This is a genomic window from Xanthobacter wiegelii (assembly GCF_043193855.2).
Taxonomy (GTDB): domain Bacteria; phylum Pseudomonadota; class Alphaproteobacteria; order Rhizobiales; family Xanthobacteraceae; genus Xanthobacter; species Xanthobacter flavus_A.
Window position 1 is genome coordinate 1,404,468 of sequence record NZ_CM195529.1, and the last position, 16,861, is coordinate 1,421,328.

15 protein-coding genes are annotated in these 16,861 nt (G+C 66.9%); 9 read left to right on the forward strand and 6 right to left on the reverse strand.

Translation table 11 applies throughout. The annotated features are described in order from the left end of the window. The first annotated feature begins 18 nt into the window (after window positions 1-18). The 8 genes from oxc to V5F63_RS06475 all read left to right on the forward strand — a co-directional run bounded on the left by oxc (window position 19) and on the right by V5F63_RS06475 (window position 8,777). Complete coding sequence (gene oxc, locus V5F63_RS06440; protein WP_209488159.1) at window positions 19-1,779, forward strand: oxalyl-CoA decarboxylase; 1,761 nt, start codon at window positions 19-21, stop codon at window positions 1,777-1,779. Between the two features lie 131 nt (window positions 1,780-1,910). Next, window positions 1,911-3,188, forward strand: a complete 1,278-nt coding sequence (gene frc / locus V5F63_RS06445) for a formyl-CoA transferase (RefSeq protein ID WP_394102577.1) — start codon at window positions 1,911-1,913, stop codon at window positions 3,186-3,188. 116 nt (window positions 3,189-3,304) lie between these two features. After that, a complete protein-coding gene (locus tag V5F63_RS06450; RefSeq protein ID WP_209488161.1) occupies window positions 3,305-3,748 on the forward strand; it encodes a PAS domain-containing protein in 444 nt (147 codons plus the stop codon). A 130-nt stretch (window positions 3,749-3,878) separates the two neighbouring features. Continuing rightward, window positions 3,879-5,132, forward strand: coding sequence for a formyl-CoA transferase (frc, locus tag V5F63_RS06455; protein ID WP_168459886.1), 1,254 nt, complete (start codon window positions 3,879-3,881; stop codon window positions 5,130-5,132). A 450-nt stretch (window positions 5,133-5,582) separates the two neighbouring features. Continuing rightward, window positions 5,583-6,785, forward strand: a complete 1,203-nt coding sequence (gene sucC / locus V5F63_RS06460) for an ADP-forming succinate--CoA ligase subunit beta (protein ID WP_394029002.1) — start codon at window positions 5,583-5,585, stop codon at window positions 6,783-6,785. Beyond that, window positions 6,785-7,669, forward strand: coding sequence for a succinate--CoA ligase subunit alpha (gene sucD / locus V5F63_RS06465; protein ID WP_509210822.1), 885 nt, complete (start codon window positions 6,785-6,787; stop codon window positions 7,667-7,669). Before sucC ends, sucD begins: the two co-directional genes overlap by 1 nt. A gap of 84 nt (window positions 7,670-7,753) precedes the next feature. Then, window positions 7,754-7,960, forward strand: coding sequence for a YqaE/Pmp3 family membrane protein (locus V5F63_RS06470; protein WP_209488164.1), 207 nt, complete (start codon window positions 7,754-7,756; stop codon window positions 7,958-7,960). A gap of 43 nt (window positions 7,961-8,003) precedes the next feature. Next, window positions 8,004-8,777, forward strand: a complete 774-nt coding sequence (locus V5F63_RS06475) for a fumarylacetoacetate hydrolase family protein (protein ID WP_394102886.1) — start codon at window positions 8,004-8,006, stop codon at window positions 8,775-8,777. Window positions 8,778-8,798: 21 nt separating this feature from the next. On the opposite strand, the gene V5F63_RS06480 is transcribed toward V5F63_RS06475, so the two are convergent. The 3 genes from V5F63_RS06480 to V5F63_RS06490 form a co-directional block, all read right to left on the reverse strand. Next, complete coding sequence (locus tag V5F63_RS06480; protein ID WP_209488166.1) at window positions 8,799-9,050, reverse strand: GlsB/YeaQ/YmgE family stress response membrane protein; 252 nt, start codon at window positions 9,048-9,050, stop codon at window positions 8,799-8,801. 163 nt (window positions 9,051-9,213) lie between these two features. Further along, window positions 9,214-11,871 (reverse strand): pyruvate, phosphate dikinase, encoded by a 2,658-nt coding sequence (ppdK, locus tag V5F63_RS06485; protein ID WP_394029005.1) that lies wholly within the window; start codon window positions 11,869-11,871, stop codon window positions 9,214-9,216. Between the two features lie 119 nt (window positions 11,872-11,990). After that, entirely contained in the window at window positions 11,991-12,131 is a 141-nt protein-coding gene (locus tag V5F63_RS06490) for a DUF3096 domain-containing protein (protein ID WP_081762717.1), read from the reverse strand. 251 nt (window positions 12,132-12,382) lie between these two features. Between V5F63_RS06490 and V5F63_RS06495 the strand changes: the two genes are divergently transcribed. Then, the gene (locus tag V5F63_RS06495; RefSeq protein WP_394102887.1) at window positions 12,383-13,273 is read left to right on the forward strand and encodes an MBL fold metallo-hydrolase; all 891 of its coding nucleotides are present in this window, start codon (window positions 12,383-12,385) and stop codon (window positions 13,271-13,273) included. A gap of 259 nt (window positions 13,274-13,532) precedes the next feature. Here the strand turns inward: V5F63_RS06495 and V5F63_RS06500 are convergent, their stop codons facing one another. The 3 genes from V5F63_RS06500 to V5F63_RS06510 form a co-directional block, all read right to left on the reverse strand. Next, window positions 13,533-14,477: a TorF family putative porin gene (locus tag V5F63_RS06500; RefSeq protein WP_394029007.1), complete on the reverse strand. Its 945-nt coding sequence runs from the start codon at window positions 14,475-14,477 to the stop codon at window positions 13,533-13,535. A 366-nt stretch (window positions 14,478-14,843) separates the two neighbouring features. Beyond that, the gene (locus V5F63_RS06505) at window positions 14,844-15,659 is read right to left on the reverse strand and encodes a protease inhibitor Inh/omp19 family protein (RefSeq protein WP_394102888.1); all 816 of its coding nucleotides are present in this window, start codon (window positions 15,657-15,659) and stop codon (window positions 14,844-14,846) included. Between the two features lie 112 nt (window positions 15,660-15,771). Next, window positions 15,772-16,728, reverse strand: a complete 957-nt coding sequence (locus tag V5F63_RS06510; RefSeq protein ID WP_394102922.1) for a 2-hydroxyacid dehydrogenase — start codon at window positions 16,726-16,728, stop codon at window positions 15,772-15,774. Between the last annotated feature and the right edge of the window lie 133 nt (window positions 16,729-16,861).

Sequence of the window (16,861 nt, forward strand, 5' to 3'; positions counted from 1 at the left end):
GCGCCCTAGGAGATCCTCATGGCTACGGCGGAAAAGTCCAGAAACGAAGACAACGTGGTGCACATCGACCCGGCCGCCGAGGCCGAGCGTGATCTCACCGACGGCTTCCACCTCGTCATCGATGCCCTCAAGCTCAACGGCATCGAGACGATCTACGGCGTGCCCGGCATCCCGATCACGGACCTCGGCCGCATGTGCCAGGCCGAGGGCATCCGTGTCATCTCCTTCCGTCACGAGCAGAATGCCGGCAACGCGGCGGCGATCGCCGGCTTCCTCACCAAGAAGCCCGGCATCTGCCTCACCGTGTCGGCTCCAGGCTTCCTCAACGGCCTGACGGCGCTGGCGAACGCCACCACCAACTGCTTCCCGATGATCCTCATCTCGGGCTCCTCCGAGCGCGAGATCGTCGACCTGCAGCAGGGCGACTATGAGGAGATGGACCAGCTCGCCATCGCCAAGCCCCTGTGCAAGGCGGCCTTCCGCGTGCTGCACGCCGCCGACATCGGCATCGGCGTCGCCCGCGCCATCCGCGCGGCGGTGTCGGGCCGTCCGGGCGGCGTCTATCTCGACCTGCCGGCCAAGCTCTTCGGCCAGGTGATGGACGCCGAGGCCGGCGCCAAGTCCCTCGTCAAGGTGATCGATCCCGCCCCGGCGCAGATCCCGGCCCCGGCCGCGGTGGATCGCGCCATGGAGCTGCTGAAGGGCGCCGAGCGGCCCCTCATCATCCTCGGCAAAGGCGCCGCCTACGCGCAGGCCGACGACGAGATCCGCACCTTCGTCGAGAAGAGCGGCATTCCCTTCCTGCCCATGTCCATGGCCAAGGGCCTGCTGCCGGACACCCATCCCCAGTCGGCGGGCGCGGCGCGCTCCACCGCGCTGAAGGATGCGGACGTGGTGCTGCTGGTGGGCGCTCGCCTCAACTGGCTGCTCTCCCACGGCAAGGGCAAGACCTGGGGCGATGCCCCGAAGAAGTTCATCCAGGTGGACATCGAGCCCAAGGAGATGGACTCCAATGTCGAGATCGCCGCGCCCCTCGTCGGCGACATCGGCTCGGTGATCGCGGCGCTCAATGCCCGCCTCGACGGCTCTTGGAAGGTTCCTCCGGCCCAGTGGACCGAGACCATCCGCGCCAAGAAGGACGCCAACATCGCCAAGATGGCGCCGAAGCTTCTCAAGAACTCGGTGCCCATGGACTTCCATTCGGCCCTCGGCGCTCTGAAGAACGTCATCAAGGAGCGCCCCGACGCCATGCTGGTGAATGAGGGCGCCAACACCCTCGACCTCGCCCGCGGCATCATCGACATGTACGAGCCGCGCAAGCGCCTCGATGTCGGCACCTGGGGCGTGATGGGCATCGGCATGGGCTTCGCCATCGCGGCGGCGGTGGAGACCGGCAAGAAGGTGCTCGCGGTGGAAGGCGACAGCGCCTTCGGCTTCTCCGGCATGGAGGTGGAGACCATCTGCCGCTACAACCTGCCGGTCACCATCGTGATCTTCAACAACAACGGCATCTATCGCGGCACCGACACCGACCCCACCGGGCGTGATCCCGGCACCACAGTGTTCGTGCCCGGCTCGCGCTACGACAAGATGATGGAAGCCTTCGGCGGCGTGGGCGTGAACGTCACGTCCCCCGACGAGCTCTATCGCGCGGTCAGCGCCGCCATGGACAGTGGCAAGCCCACCCTCATCAATGCGGAAATCGATCCGGCGGCCGGCTCCGAGAGCGGCAACATCGGCTCGCTGAACCCGCAGAGCGTGGTCAAGAAGAAGAAGTGAGCGGCGCCTGACGCGCCTCTCATCTTGCAAGGCTGGTCGGCGGGGCCTCAGGTCCCGCCACCCAACCCGAAGATACCAAAACAATAAAAGTAAAACCGGGAACGAAAACAGAGCGGAATTGTGAGGATACGATGGGCAAGGCACTAGAGGGAGTCCGCATCCTGGACTTCACCCACGTTCAATCCGGACCGAGCTGCACACAGCTGCTCGCCTGGTTCGGTGCGGACGTCATCAAGGTGGAGCGGCCCGGCGAGGGCGACGTGACGCGCGGCCAGCTCCGCGACGTCGACGGCGCCGACAGCCTCTATTTCACCATGCTCAACTCCAACAAGCGCTCCATCACACTCGATACCAAGAACCCCGAGGGCAAGGCCGTCCTCGAGCAGCTGGTGCGCCAGTGCGACGTGCTGGTGGAGAATTTCGCGCCGGGCGCGCTCGACCGCATGGGCCTCACCTGGGAGCGCCTCTCCACCATCAATCCGCGCCTCATCCTTGCCTCCGTGAAGGGCTTCGGCCCCGGTCCGTTCGAGGATTGCAAGGTGTATGAGAACGTCGCCCAGTGCGCGGGCGGCGCCGCCTCCACCACCGGCTTCCGCGACAGCCTGCCCATGGTCAGCGCTGCGCAGATCGGCGATTCGGGCACCGGCCTTCACCTCGCGCTCGGCATCGTCACGGCACTGTTCCAGCGCGAGCACACCGGCCGCGGCCAGCGCGTGATGTGCGCCATGCAGGACGCCGTGCTGAACCTCTGCCGGGTGAAGCTGCGCGACCAGCAGCGCCTCGCCAACGGCCCGCTGAAGGAATACAGCCAGTTCGGCGAGGGCATCCCCTTCGGCGACAGCGTGCCCCGCGCCGGCAACGATTCCGGCGGGGGCCAGCCCGGGCGCATCCTGCGCTGCAAGGGCTGGGAGCACGATCCCAACGCCTACATCTATTTCATCACCCAGGCCCCTGTCTGGGAGAAGATTTGTGACGTCATCCACGAGCCCGAGTGGAAGACCGATCCCGGCTACGCGACGCCGGCCGCGCGCCTGCCGCACCTCAACGAGATCTTCACCCGCATCGAGGCGTGGACCATGGCCCACACCAAGTTCGAGGCCATGGAGATCCTCAACAAATACGACATCCCCTGCGGTCCCATCCTCTCCATGAAGGAGATCGCCGAGGACCAGTCGCTCTACGCCACCGGCACGCTGGTGGAGGTGGAGCATCCGATGCGCGGCACCTACCTCACCGTCGGAAACCCGATCAAGCTCTCCGACAACCAGGTCGAGGTGGAGCGTTCGCCGCTCCTCGGCGAGCATACGGAGGAGGTGCTGGCCCAGGTGCTCGGCCTCACCCCCGACCGCATCGACGTTCTGCGCGACTCCGGCGCCATTGGCACGCCGCGGCGCATGGCCGCCGAGTGACTGCAGCCGAGTGATGGTGGCGGAATAGAAAGCATACGCCTCGGGGCGGCGGTCCTTCAGGGGGCCGCCCCGTCGCCGGCGACGGCGGGAGGTGACAGGTTCGAAAGGATGACGCGATGACTACGGCCGTCGATCTTGCTCAGCTCATGGATGCCGTCGCCGATGCGATCGTGGTCTGCGACAAGGCCGGCGACATCGCGCTGTGGAATCCGGCCGCCGAGCGCATGTTCGGCTTCACGCCCGACGAAGCCGTGGGGCAGTCGCTCGACATCATCATCCCGGAGCGCCAGCGCCAGCGGCACTGGGACGGCTATCACGAGACCATGCGCACCGGCGTCACCCGCTACGGGACGACGCTGTTGCGCGTGCCGGCCATCCACAAGGACGGCCACGCCTTGTCCATCGCCTTCACCGTCGCGCTCCTCGCCTCCCCGGCGGGCGAGCCGACCCACATCGTCTCGGTCATCCGCGACGAGACGGCGCGATGGAAGGAGGAGCGCGACCTTCGCAAGCGCCTCGCGGACGCCGAGGCGCAGATGAAGGCGGCAACCCAGGCATAAGAGACCGGGCAAACCGGCGGGTGAAGCCGGCGGCGGCCCCGTGCCGTCACGCCGGAAGGTTTCGGGACTGCGGATGCCTCGAGCGACGCCGTCCCGCTGTCGAAGACCAGTTATTGAAAAGGGAACGCAAATGACCAGCAAGCCGTTGGAAGGCATCAAGATCATCGACTTCACGCACGTTCAGGCCGGCCCCGCCTGCACGCAGCTCCTCGCCTGGTTCGGCGCGGACGTCATCAAGGTGGAGCGTCCCGGCTCGGGCGACGTGACGCGCAACCAGCTGCGCGACATCTCGAACGCCGACGCGCTGTACTTCACCATGCTGAACTCCAACAAGCGCTCCCTGACCCTGGACACCAAGACCCAGGAAGGCAAGGAAGTGCTGACGAAGCTCATCAAGGAGAGCGACGTCCTCGTGGAGAACTTCGCTCCCGGCGCGCTCGACCGCATGGGCTTCACCTGGGAGCACATCAACGAGCTCAACCCGGGCATGATCGTCGCCTCGGTGAAGGGCTTCTCCGACGGCCACCACTACGAAGACCTGAAGGTGTACGAGAACGTGGCGCAGTGCGCCGGCGGCGCGGCCTCCACCACCGGCTTCTGGGACGGCCCCCCCACCGTCTCCGCCGCCGCGCTCGGTGACAGCAACACCGGCATGCACCTCGCCATCGGCATCCTCACCGCGCTGCACGCCCGCAACAAGACCGGCAAGGGCCAGAAGGTCGCCGTGTCCATGCAGGATGCGGTCATCAACCTCTGCCGCGTGAAGCTGCGCGACCAGCAGCGCCTCGACCGCGTTGGCTACCTCGAGGAATACCCGCAGTACCCGCACGGCACGTTCTCGGACGTGGTTCCGCGCGGCGGCAATGCGGGCGGCGGCGGCCAGCCCGGCTGGGTGCTGAAGTGCAAGGGCTGGGAGACCGACCCCAACGCCTACATCTACTTCACCGTGCAGGAGCAGGCCTGGGGCAAGGTGGCGGAAGCCATCGGCAAGCCCGAGTGGATCAACGACCCGGCCTACAACACCGCCCGCGCCCGCCAGGACAAGATCTTCGACATCTTCGCGGTGATCGAGGCGTGGCTCGCCGACAAGACCAAGTTCGAGGCGGTGGACATCCTGCGCAAGTTCGACATCCCCTGCGCCCCGGTGCTCACCATGAAGGAGATCGCCGAGGACAAGTCCCTGCGTGAGAGCGGCACCATCGTGGAAGTCGATCACAAGCAGCGCGGCAAGTATCTGACCGTGGGCAGCCCGATCAAGTTCTCCGACATGAGCGTGGAAGTCACCGGCTCGCCGCTGCTCGGCGAGCACACCGACGAGGTGCTGGCGGAGCTCGGCTATTCCCCCGAGCAGATCAAGTCCATGCACGAAGGTCGCGTGGTCTGATGTAAGCCTTGCGGCGGGGCGATGCGTCCCGCCGCTTTCTCTTGCGTCCTCCCCCGGCTTGTCCGGGCGATCCACCGTCCCGCTCATCGGGTGCCCTGTCTTGAAGCGCCGGGATGCGGATAAGTGGATGCCCCGGACGAGCCGGGGCATGACGGTCCTCCCGACACAGTATTCCTCCCGGCCTTGCCCGATGCGCTGAGCGCTCCGGCCGCCGGCTCCACGCCGCCCCTGAGGGGAAAGGCGATCTTCGTCCGCAAGGACGGCCCGCAAAAATCACCTCGCCGAGTGCGTCACGCCTCGCGCCCCCACTGGCCCCACGCCCCCACTGGCGTCGTGTCGCACTGGAGCGTGCGCGCGATTGGGTGCAGACTGCGACTTTCGTCGTAACGTGCAGCCAAAGCGCACCTCGAACCGCGGCAAACGCGGCCCTCGACGAGGGAGGAAAACCCGATGAACATTCACGAATACCAGGCGAAAGCCATTCTGCGCGATTTCGGCGTGCCGGTCTCCCGCGGCTTTCCCGCCTTCACCGCCGAGGAAGCAGAGGCCGCGGCCGGAAAGCTGGGCGGCATCGCCTTCGTGGTGAAAGCGCAGATCCATGCCGGCGGGCGCGGCAAGGGCAAATTCAAGGAGCTTCCCGAGGGCGCCAAGGGTGGCGTCCGCGTGGTGAAGACCGCCGCCGACGTGAAGGCGAATGCTGCCGAGATGCTCGGCAATACGCTCGTCACGCTGCAGACCGGCGCGGACGGCAAGCAGGTCAACCGCCTTTACATCGAGGAAGGCGCGCTCATCGACAAGGAATTCTATCTCTCCATGCTGGTGGACCGCGCGACCTCGCGTGTCGCCTTCGTGGTCTCCACCGAGGGCGGCATGGACATCGAGGAGGTGGCGCATGCCACGCCGGAGAAGATCCACACCTTCTCCGTGGACCCCGCCACCGGCGTGCAGCCCCTGCACGGCCGCAAGGTGGCGCAGGCGCTCGGCCTCACCGGCGATCTCGCCAAGCAGGCCGGGGCGCTCACTGCCAACCTCTTCAAGGCCTTCACCGAGAAGGACATGAGCCTTCTGGAGATCAACCCGCTAGTGGTGACGAAGGACTCCCGCCTCGTCTGCCTCGACGCCAAGGTGGGGTTCGATTCCAACGCGCTGTTCCGCCACTCGGACGTGGCCCAGCTGCGCGACGAGAGCGAGGAAGATTTCAAGGAGATCGAGGCCTCGCGCTACGACCTCTCCTATATCGCCCTCGATGGCACCATCGGCTGCATGGTCAACGGGGCAGGCCTCGCCATGGCGACCATGGACATCATCAAGCTCTATGGCATGGAGCCGGCGAACTTCCTCGACGTGGGCGGCGGCGCCACGAAGGAGAAGGTGACCGCGGCCTTCAAGATCATCACCGCCGATCCGAACGTCGAGGGCATCCTCGTGAACATCTTTGGCGGCATCATGCGCTGCGATGTGATCGCCGAGGGCGTCATCGCCGCCGTGCGGCAGGTGGGGCTGAAGGTGCCCCTCGTGGTGCGCCTCGCCGGCACCAATGTGGACGAGGGGAAGAAGATCATCCGCGAATCCGGGCTCAACGTGATCCCCGCCGATGATCTCGACGATGCGGCGCAAAAAATAGTCGCGGCCGTGAAGAAGGAAGCTGCGTGATGTCCGTGCTGATCGATGCCTCGACCCGGGTCATCACCCAGGGCTTCACCGGAAAGAACGGCACGTTCCACGCCGAGCAGGCGATCATGTACGGGACGAAGATGGTGGGCGGCACCTCCCCCGGGAAGGGCGGATCGGTGCATCTCAACCTGCCGGTGTTCGACACCGTGCTGGAGGCCAAGGAAGCCACCGGCGCCGACGCCTCGGTGATCTACGTGCCGCCTCCGGGCGCCGCCGACGCCATCCTCGAGGCGATCGATGCGGAGATCCCGCTCATCGTCTGCATCACCGAGGGCATCCCGGTGCTCGACATGGTGAAGGTGAAGCGCGCCCTCTCGGGTTCGAAGAGCCGGCTCATCGGCCCCAACTGCCCCGGCATCGTCACCGCCGGCCAGTCGAAGATCGGCATCATGCCGGCCAACATCTTCAAGACCGGCTCGGTGGGCGTGGTCTCGCGCTCCGGCACGCTGACCTATGAAGCGGTGTTCCAGACCTCGCAGGTGGGCCTCGGCCAGACCTCGGCGGTCGGCATCGGCGGCGACCCGGTGAAGGGCACCGAGTTCATCGACGTGCTGGAGATGTTCCTCGCCGACCCCAAGACCCAATCGATCATCATGATCGGCGAGATCGGCGGCTCGGCCGAGGAAGAGGCCGCGCAGTTCATCGCCGACGAGGCGAAGAAGGGCCGCAAGAAGCCGATGGTGGGCTTCATCGCCGGCCGCACGGCCCCTCCCGGCCGTCGCATGGGCCATGCCGGTGCCATCATCTCCGGCGGCAAGGGCGGCGCCGAGGACAAGATAGCGGCCATGGAGGCGGCGGGCATCCGCGTGTCTCCGTCCCCCGCGCGCCTCGGCAAGACCCTGGTCGAGGTGCTGAAGGGGTGATCGGATACATCCTTAAAGTGTAAACTTGAGCTTAACACGCATTGGTTTATCGCGTATGAGGAGCCGTTCTCATTGGAGGGGCTCATGATCGCGATTGCAGTGCTCATTCCATGGCTCGCGCTGTTCATGCGTGGCCGCGTCTTTCAGGGAATTATCTGCCTGATCCTGCAGATCTCTTTGATCGGGTGGATCCCCGCGGCCGTGTGGGCGCTCATGGTGGTGAACAACGACAACCAGGAGCGCCGCCACCAGGAGCTGGTGGCTTCGTTGCGCAACAACAATTCCCGGTAGCAGTGGGTCATCTCCCGCTCCAACCGGAACGGGAGATGACTTCATGGCAGTCTGGGTGCGGTTCGTCTTCAAGGACAAGGTTGAGTTCGGCACGCTGGAGGGCGACACCATCGCCGTGCACGAGGGCTGCATGTTCGCGGGCGCGACCGCTACCGGCGCGAGCGTGAAGCTCGCCGACGTGGCGCTTGAAGCCCCATGCGCGCCCACCAAGATCATCGCGCTGTGGAACAATTTCCATGAGCTGGCAGCCAAGCTGAAGGTGGCCGAGCCGGCCGAGCCGCTCTATCTGCTCAAGGCCACCACCTCCGTCTCCGCGCCCGGCTCCGTGGTGCGCCGGCCGGCGTCCTATGAGGGCAAGACGGTCTATGAGGGCGAACTGGGCATCGTCATCGGCAAGACGCTGACCAACGTGTCCGAGACGGAAGCCGCCGCCGGCATCTTCGGCTACACGGTGGTGAACGACATCACCGCAGCCGACATCCTCAACCGCGACCCGACCTTCCCCCAGTGGGCGCGGGCCAAGGGCATCGACGGCTACGGCCCGTTCGGCCCCTGGATCGTGACGGACTTCGATCCCTCGGCGGCGCGCGTGCGCACCATCCTCAACGGACAGGAGCGGCAGAATTATCCGCTGGCTGACATGATCTTCCCGCCGGCCCTGCTCGTGTCGCTCATCTCGAAGGAGATGACGCTGAACCCCGGCGATCTTATCGCCTGCGGCACCTCGGTGGGGGTCGGCACCATGAAGGAGCCGACCAACACCATCGAGATCGAGATCGCCGGCATCGGCTCGCTGGTGAACACGTTCGTCCAGTGAGAGCCGGTCAGCGGCGTGCGGTCAGCGCCTGATCGCCCGTGCCCCGGCAATGAGGATGCAGGCGCCGACGAAACCGGCCACGAGATAGCCGAGCCAGCCGGCGAAGCCCACGCCCAGCAGCCCGAACAGGAAGCTGGCGATGGCGGCGCCGATGATGCCGAGGATGATGTTGGTGAAGAGCCCGGTGTCGCTCTTCATGAACATGGAGGCGAACCATCCGGCCAAACCGCCGATGATGATGGCGGCAATCCAGCCCACTTGCGCGTCTTCCATGGTATCCCTCCGCTGAACCGCCCCGCTCGGGTGGGGGCGCGAGGGAAACGGTACACGCGGCCTGAGGTTCCGGCCACGCTCGCGAATGGGTGCGGTGCAAAACAAAAAAGCCGCCCCGAGGGGCGGCTTTTCAGTTTTTGGAACCGCTATCGCAGTCACCGGCTCACTTTTTCAGCGCCGCCTGCGCCGCCGCAAGGCGGGCGATCGGAACGCGGAAGGGTGAGCAGGACACGTAGTCGAGCCCCACCTCGTGGCAGAAGGCCACCGAGGCCGGATCACCGCCGTGCTCGCCGCAGATGCCGAGCTTGATGTCGGGACGCGACTTGCGGCCGCGTTCTACGCCGATCTTCACCAGCTCTCCCACGCCGTCCACGTCGATGGAGACGAAGGGGTCCACTTCCAGGATGCCCTTCTGGACATAGGGGCCAAGGAAGGTGCCGGCGTCATCGCGGGACACGCCGAAGCAGGTCTGGGTGAGGTCGTTGGTGCCGAAGGAGAAGAATTCGGCGCCCTTGGCGATCTCTTCCGCCCGCAGCGCGGCGCGGGGCAACTCGATCATGGTGCCCACCTGGAAGGTGAGGGTGGCGCCGGTCTCCTGCTCCACCGCCTTGGCGGTGTCGCGGATCACCTTGTCCACGATGTCGAACTCGGCCTTGGTGGCGATGAGCGGCACCATCACCTCGGGCACCACCATCTCTCCCGTCGACTTGGCGGCGATGACCGCCGCCTCGAAGATGGCGCGGGCCTGCATCTCGGCGATCTCGGGGAAAGCGATGGCGATGCGGCAGCCGCGGAACCCGAGCATCGGGTTCACTTCGTGCAGCTCCTTGTAGCGCCGCTCCACCCGCTCGATGTCCACGCCGAGGCTTTTCGCCACCTCCGCCGTCTCCTCCGCCGTGTGGGGCAGGAACTCGTGCAGCGGCGGGTCGAGCAGGCGGATGGTGACCGGCAGGCCCTTCATGATCTCGAACAGCTCGACGAAATCGTCGCGCTGCATGGGCAGGAGCTTGGCCAGCGCCGAGCGGCGGCCGGCCTCGTCGTCGGCGAGGATCATCTCGCGCACGGCGAGGATGCGGCCGGCGTCGAAGAACATGTGCTCGGTGCGCGACAGGCCGATGCCCTCGGCGCCGAACGAGCGGGCCATGCGGGCGTCCGCCGGGGTCTCGGCATTGGCGCGGACCTTGAGCTTGCGGACCTTGTCGGCCCAGCCCATCAGGGTCGCGAACTCGCCCGACAGCTCCGGCTGGAGCATCGCCACCTCGCCCGCCAGCACCTGTCCGGTGCCGCCGTCGATGGTGATGAGGTCGCCCTTCTTGAAGGTCTGGCCGTTCACGGTCAGCGTCTGGGCGGCATTGTCGATGCGCAGCGCACCGGCGCCGGAGACGCAGGGCTTGCCCATGCCGCGCGCGACCACCGCCGCGTGGGAGGTCATGCCGCCACGGGCGGTGAGGATGCCCTGGGCGGCGTGCATGCCGTGGATGTCCTCAGGGCTCGTCTCGACGCGGACGAGGATGACCTTGCGGCCCTGCTCCTTCCACGCCTCGGCCTCATCCGCCGAGAAAACGATGGCACCGGCCGCCGCGCCCGGGGAGGCGGGGAGGCCGGTGGCGATCACCTTGCGCTCGGCCTTGGGATCGATGGCGGGGTGGAGAAGCTGGTCCAGCGCCGCGGGATCGACCCGGCCGACGGCCTCCTCCTCGGTGATGAGCCCTTCGGCAGCCAGCTCCACGGCGATACGCAGGGCCGCCTTGGCGGTGCGCTTGCCGGAGCGGGTCTGGAGCATCCAGAGCTTGCCCTTCTCCACCGTGAACTCGAGGTCCTGCATGTCACGGTAGTGGTTTTCGAGCACATGGGAGATGCGCTCGAACTCCTTGAAGGCGTCCGGCAGGGCGTTCTCCATGGAGGGCTTGTCGGAGCCGGCGGCGACGCGGGCCTTCTCGGTGAGGTCCTGCGGGGTGCGGATGCCCGCCACCACGTCCTCGCCCTGGGCGTTCACCAGGAACTCGCCATAGAGGGCGTTCTCGCCGGTGGAGGGGTTGCGGGTGAAGGCGACGCCGGTGGCCGAGGTCTCGCCCATGTTGCCGAACACCATGGACTGCACGTTCACCGCCGTGCCCCAGCTCTCCGGGATGGTGTGCAGGCGACGGTAGGTGATGGCGCGGGCGTTCATCCAGGACGAGAAGACGGCGCCGATGGCGCCCCAGAGTTGCTCGTGCGGATCCTGCGGGAAGGGTTTGCCGAGTTCGGCCTGAACCTTCGCCTTGTACTTTTCCACAAGCGCCGCCCAGTCGTCCGCCGAGAGGTCGGTGTCGAGCGTGTGGCCGTGCTGGAGCTTGTAGTGCTCCAGGATCTCTTCGAAATGGTGATGGTCCACGCCCAGCACCACGTCGGAATACATGGTGATGAAGCGGCGGTAGCTGTCATAGGCGAAGCGCCGGTCGGCGAGCCGCGCCACCGCGTCCACGGTGGCGTCGTTGAGGCCGAGGTTCAGCACCGTGTCCATCATGCCCGGCATGGAGGCGCGGGCGCCCGAGCGGACAGAGACCAGCAGCGGGTTCGCAGCGTCTCCGAACGCCTTGCCGGTGAGCTGGCCCACCTGGGCGAGCGCCGCTTCCACCTCGCCCTTCAGCTCGGCCGGATAGGTCTGGCCGTGGGCGTAATAATAGGTGCACACCTCGGTGGTGATGGTGAAGCCGGGAGGAACGGGCAGGCCGAGGTTGGACATCTCGGCGAGGTTCGCCCCCTTGCCGCCGAGAAGGTTCTTCATGTCGGCTTTGCCCTCGGCCTTGCCGTCGCCGAAGGTGTAGACCCATTTCGTCATGTGGGTTGGCCCCGTTTGGGAATATGCAGAGTGGCGGATGCTTTAACGTGCAGCGCACAAAGCATCAACTGGGCAATCGGACGGCCGTTCCCGTACCGCCGTGCCGAAGCGATGGGCGCTCAGTGGCCCATGAGGCCCGTGACGCCCACGATGATGAGATAAATCGCCACCAGCACATTCAGAAGCCGCGGGAATGCGAGGATGAGGACGCCCGCGATCAGCGCGACCGCAGGCTGAACGATGACCATGTTGAAAGACATTGTGAAGCCTCCCCTTTCCGCCGGATTCGCCACGTCCCGTCCGGTGCGCGGCGCACGATTGCCGATCCCGCGCCGGAGGTCCATGGGGTTTTCGGCGGCGTGACCGGCGCTATGGGGTTGGGGCGGCAGGGCGGCTCACGCTGGCGTTACGTGCGACGACATTGCGCGGGCGGTGCAACACGGCACAATCATGCCATCCGCCGGGACCCGCCAGCGGGAGCCGCCTGTGGGAGCTGCCAGTGGGAGCTTCGATGCCTGCCTCGTCCCTCGCCGCCATGTCCCAAGCCGCCATGCCCCGTTCGTCTGCTCGCAAGTCCGCCCGCAAGAGGGGAATCACCCCTGCGCTCATTGGCGTGACGGCTCTGGGACTGCTCGCCCTCTCCGGCGAGGTCGCGCTGGCGCAGCCGGAAAAATGCCCGCGCATGGTGGCGGAGCGGCCCAAGGTGCGGCTCGCGGCGCTGGATGCGGCCATGCTGCGGCTCGCGGAGGCGGCGGGGCCGGTGCATCTCACCTTCGTCGGTCACGCGAGCTTCCTCATCGAGAGCCCGGCCGGGGTCAGCATCGTCACCGATTACAATGATTATGTGCGGACCAGCGCGGTGCCGCGCATCGTCACCATGAACCACGCCCACGACACCCATTACACGGACGCGCCTGACCCCGGCATCGAATATGTGCTGCGGGGCTGGGGGCGGGACGGCGCCCCGGCGCGTCATGAGGTGACGGTGGAGGATGTGTGGATCCGCAATGTCCCCACCAACATCCGCCGCGGCGCGGGGACGGAATATGACGGCAATTCCATGTTCGTGTTCGAGGTGGCGGGCGTGTGCATCGCCCATCTCGGCCACCTGCACCACCTTCTCACCAAGGACCATCTGGAGGCGCTGGGCCGGATCGACGTGGTGCTGGCGCCGGTGGACGGTTCCTACACGCTGGATCTCGAAGGCATGGTGGAGGTGCTGAAATCCATCAACGCGCCGCTGGTGATCCCCATGCACTATTTCAGCCAGTACGGTCTGGAGCGCTTCCTGGCGCGGCTGGGGCAGGAATGGACCATCGAGCGCGCCACCGAGCCGTTCGTGCTGCTCAGCCGGGAAAGCCTGCCCAAGACCCGCACCGTGCTGGTGCTGCCGGGACGGTAGGGTAGCGAGGACCCGGGCCGCCCCGCTTTCGGTCTGCAGACCTCGCTCACGGCGTCATCCAGCCGTTATCGCTCGCCTGGTGCGGGCGATCCACGGATTGGCCGGGCGCGAGGTCCCAGACTCCGGCACCGTTCTCGCGGGGCATGACGGTATGACGAGTTCGCTCCGCTGAAAAGCGGCGCACCCTAAAGAAAAAGGCGCCGCGCAGAGCGCGACGCCTTTGTCTGTCTCAGGTCCGGATCTAGCGACCCGGCCGACCTCACTTGAGGGCGAGGAAGGAGGTGTCGAAGGACAGGCTGGCCACGTAGCGGTCGCCGCAGACGTTCTGCAGGCCGGAGATCACGCCGCAGGTGCCGAAGGGGGCGAAGCCGACGCCGGACACGAAGGCCGGGCCCTCGGACAGGGTGCTGCCGTAGTAGCGCAGGTCGAGGGTCGCGGCCTTGTAGGTGAAGGCGACGCCCACGTTCCAGGTGGTGTAGGAGGGCAGCTCGTAGTTGGCGACGAAGATGTTGCCGAGGTCGGTCTGGCCGAGCCACTGATAGCCGAGCTCACCCGAGATGTAGAAGCCGACGTCCTTGACCGGGCTCCACTTGGTGAAGTCGATCTTGGCGGTGCCCGACAGGTAGGTGCCGGTGGAGCCAGAGCCGGCGTAGCTGCTGGTGTAGTAGAGGTTGCCGCCGACGGTGAACACGTCATTCACGACGTAGGTCGGCTTGAAGTAAACTTCCCAGTAGTCGATGTTCACCGAGGGGATGCCGGCGCCCAGCGTGTTCACGCCGATCTCGCCCGGATAGTAGTAGTAGACGAAGCCGACGTCGGCGGTGAAGCCGCCCCAGGTGTGGCGCAGGCCGAAGTAGAGGTCGACTTCAGCCGAGGCGTCGGTCAGGCCGGTGAAGCCGGTGCCGAACTGGTTGATGGGGGGGAAGTCAACATTGGACGCCCAGACGCCGCCGTAGATCCAGTCGAAGAGGCGGAGTTCAGCGTAGCCCTGGACGGCAGCGTTGCCGTCGGTCTGCGAAATGCCGCGGAACACGTAGTCGGTGGCGAGCTTCACGCCGAAGGCCACGTCCCAGAGGGGGGCCGGCTCGGGCGCCGCAACAGCCTTCAACGGCATGGGCGAGCTGAGGTCCGCGGCACCGGCGGTGCCCATGGACGCGGCCCCGGCCAGGAGCATGGAGGCGGTGACGACTGCAAACTTATTCATAACGGTTTTCCCCGCAGCGATCTGGAACGATAAAAATCAGGTCGCGGCTCCAAGTCCAATGGGAAATTTGAGGCAGCGCGTGCTGTCGCTTTAGGCAAACCGTTGCGAGTGCTGGATTTTGCTGTTGCATCGTTGCAACGCACTGTCCCGAAACGGTACGGCGAGGCGTTCCTGGCAAGAAAAGGATGTGCCGCCGAAGACGGTCGTAACCCTCACATTGCCTATGCAGAGGTAGTATGTTCGGGCTGAGTGACGCTTTCCGATCACAGGCGCGACGTCATCAGGTGGCGAAATCGGGGCATCCATGCGCTGAAGGTGGCCAGGTCGTGATTCCCCCGTGGCCCACATGCGTCGCGGCCGGCCTGGTCAGGGCCGCGTCATCAAAAGCGGTCGCCCGCGTTCGGGGGTGCGCGCCCAGCCGCCGTCCTCCTGCCGGGCGAAGCGGATGACCGAGGCGCCGCCTTCTCCCCGCACGAGGATGTTGCCGCCCTCGATGTCCCACGCGGTCGGGCCGAAGCGCAGGAGCGCGGCATCGCAGCCATTCGCCACGTTCAGACGGAAGCCGCCGCCCTTGGCCGGGGCATCGAGCAGCGTCACCCGGCATACCGGCGGCGCGCCCGCCTGGCGGGCGAGGTCCCAGTCGCCCACCACCTCCTCGGTCTTGATCTCGGTACCTTCGGCCAAAGCGGGATTGGCGAGGAAGTACACGCCATCGCCTTCGCGCAGAGCCTCGTAGCTGCCGCCGGTGCCCTCGGTGAATTCGGCCACCGTGCGGCCTTGGGCATTCAGCAGGCGGATGGAGCCGGAGGGGTCGGGCAGCCAGGCCACGACCTGGGCAGAAAAGCCGATGTCGGCGCAGGCGGGGCGGTTGAACTCCACCGCGAGGCCCGGCCCGGAGGTATCGGGCTTGAGAGAAAAGCCGCAGCTGCGCGCGCCATCGGCGCTGGAAAGCCGAAACGGCGCCGCCATGCGGGCCGCCGCCTCCCGCGTCGCGGCGTCGAGCTTCGGCGCTGCCGCCGGAGCCGTTGTGGCGGGGGGCGCGGGCGGCTTGGCGGTCGGATCGGCCTTTTGCGCGAGGGCAGGGGCGATCGCGAAAAGGCAGGCGAGGCCGGAAGCGGCGAGCGCGCGGCACAGCGTTGCGGGGCGCGCCCGATCCCGCGAAACGTCATCCCATTGCGCCATGCTGCCCTCCACGACGGGCAACGCGACCATCGCACAGGTCGCGTTGCGGCCGGAGTCTAGCACCGCGCGGGCGGATGATCATCTCTCCCCCGCCCGCCGCAGGCGCCGGGCGTCAGCCGCGCGGCCAGGGCGTCTCGGCGACGGGGGTCAGCGGGCCCTTGCCGTCGAAGAAGGCGAGGATGTTGTCCACCACCAGCTGCCCCATGGCGGCGCGGGTGAAATGCGTGGCGGAGCCCACGTGCGGCAGCAGCACCACGTTATCGAGCGCGAAGAAGGCCTCCGGGACTTTCGGCTCGTCCTCGAACACGTCGAGGCCGGCGGCGAGGATGGTGCGCGACTGGAGCGCGGAGAGCAGCGCCGCCTCGTCCACCACTGTGCCGCGCGCCACGTTGATGAAAATGCCGTTGGCGCCGAGGGCTTCCAGCACTTCCTTGTTCACGATGTGCCGCGTCGCCGGACCGCCGGGGAGAATCGCCACCAGCACGTCGACCGCCCGCGCCATTTCGACGAGGTCGGGATAATGGCGATAGGCCACGTCCGCTTGCGGCCGCCGGCTGTGATAGACGACGGGCACGGAAAAGGCCTCCAGCCGCCGGGCGATGGCCTTGCCGATGCGGCCCATGCCGAGGATGCCCACGGTGCGGTCGCGCAAAGTGGGGCCGAGGGGATAGGCGCCCTTGGTCCACTGGCCGGCGCGCACGAAGCGGTCGCCCTGGGGGATCTGCCGCACGGTGGCGAGCAGCAGGCCGAGGGTGAGGTCGGCCACCTCCTCGTTCAGCACGTCCGGCGTGTTGGTGACGATAACGCCACGCTTCGCCGCCGCCGCCGCGTCTACCGTGTCGTAGCCGACGCCGAAATTGCCGACGATCTTCAGATTCGGCAGGCGCGCCATGAGGGCGTCATCCACCTTCACCTTGCCGCGCGTGGCGATGGCCTGAACGGCGCCAGCGTTGGTGTCATCGAGTGCGTCCAGCGGCAGCAGGGTGAAGCGGCCGGAAAGCTGGCGCTCGACGACCTCCTCCATCACGGAGCCGGTGAGGAGCAGGGCCGGACGGGCGGCATCGGTCATGGCAGGGGGCTCGGCAGGGGGCACGGCAGGTCTCCGCTATGGCGGCTGGGCAGGAAGATGGACTGAAGAGTCACCGGCCGGGCAGGCGGAAGCGGTCCCGCGAATCCCGCGCCAATGCCCGCGATGGGCGGCC

Bases quoted from the DNA above. Each gene is read 5' to 3' on its own strand.
- oxc (WP_209488159.1), top strand. From the start codon at position 19: ATGGCTACGGCGGAAAAGTCCAGAAACGAAGACAACGTGGTGCACATC.
- frc (WP_394102577.1), top strand. From the start codon at position 1,911: ATGGGCAAGGCACTAGAGGGAGTCCGCATCCTGGACTTCACCCACGTT.
- V5F63_RS06450 (WP_209488161.1), top strand. From the start codon at position 3,305: ATGACTACGGCCGTCGATCTTGCTCAGCTCATGGATGCCGTCGCCGAT.
- frc (WP_168459886.1), top strand. From the start codon at position 3,879: ATGACCAGCAAGCCGTTGGAAGGCATCAAGATCATCGACTTCACGCAC.
- sucC (WP_394029002.1), top strand. From the start codon at position 5,583: ATGAACATTCACGAATACCAGGCGAAAGCCATTCTGCGCGATTTCGGC.
- sucD (WP_509210822.1), top strand. From the start codon at position 6,785: ATGTCCGTGCTGATCGATGCCTCGACCCGGGTCATCACCCAGGGCTTC.
- V5F63_RS06470 (WP_209488164.1), top strand. From the start codon at position 7,754: ATGATCGCGATTGCAGTGCTCATTCCATGGCTCGCGCTGTTCATGCGT.
- V5F63_RS06475 (WP_394102886.1), top strand. From the start codon at position 8,004: ATGGCAGTCTGGGTGCGGTTCGTCTTCAAGGACAAGGTTGAGTTCGGC.
- V5F63_RS06480 (WP_209488166.1), bottom strand. From the start codon at position 9,050: ATGGAAGACGCGCAAGTGGGCTGGATTGCCGCCATCATCATCGGCGGT.
- ppdK (WP_394029005.1), bottom strand. From the start codon at position 11,871: ATGACGAAATGGGTCTACACCTTCGGCGACGGCAAGGCCGAGGGCAAA.
- V5F63_RS06490 (WP_081762717.1), bottom strand. From the start codon at position 12,131: ATGTCTTTCAACATGGTCATCGTTCAGCCTGCGGTCGCGCTGATCGCG.
- V5F63_RS06495 (WP_394102887.1), top strand. From the start codon at position 12,383: ATGCCTGCCTCGTCCCTCGCCGCCATGTCCCAAGCCGCCATGCCCCGT.
- V5F63_RS06500 (WP_394029007.1), bottom strand. From the start codon at position 14,477: ATGAATAAGTTTGCAGTCGTCACCGCCTCCATGCTCCTGGCCGGGGCC.
- V5F63_RS06505 (WP_394102888.1), bottom strand. From the start codon at position 15,659: ATGGCGCAATGGGATGACGTTTCGCGGGATCGGGCGCGCCCCGCAACG.
- V5F63_RS06510 (WP_394102922.1), bottom strand. From the start codon at position 16,728: ATGACCGATGCCGCCCGTCCGGCCCTGCTCCTCACCGGCTCCGTGATG.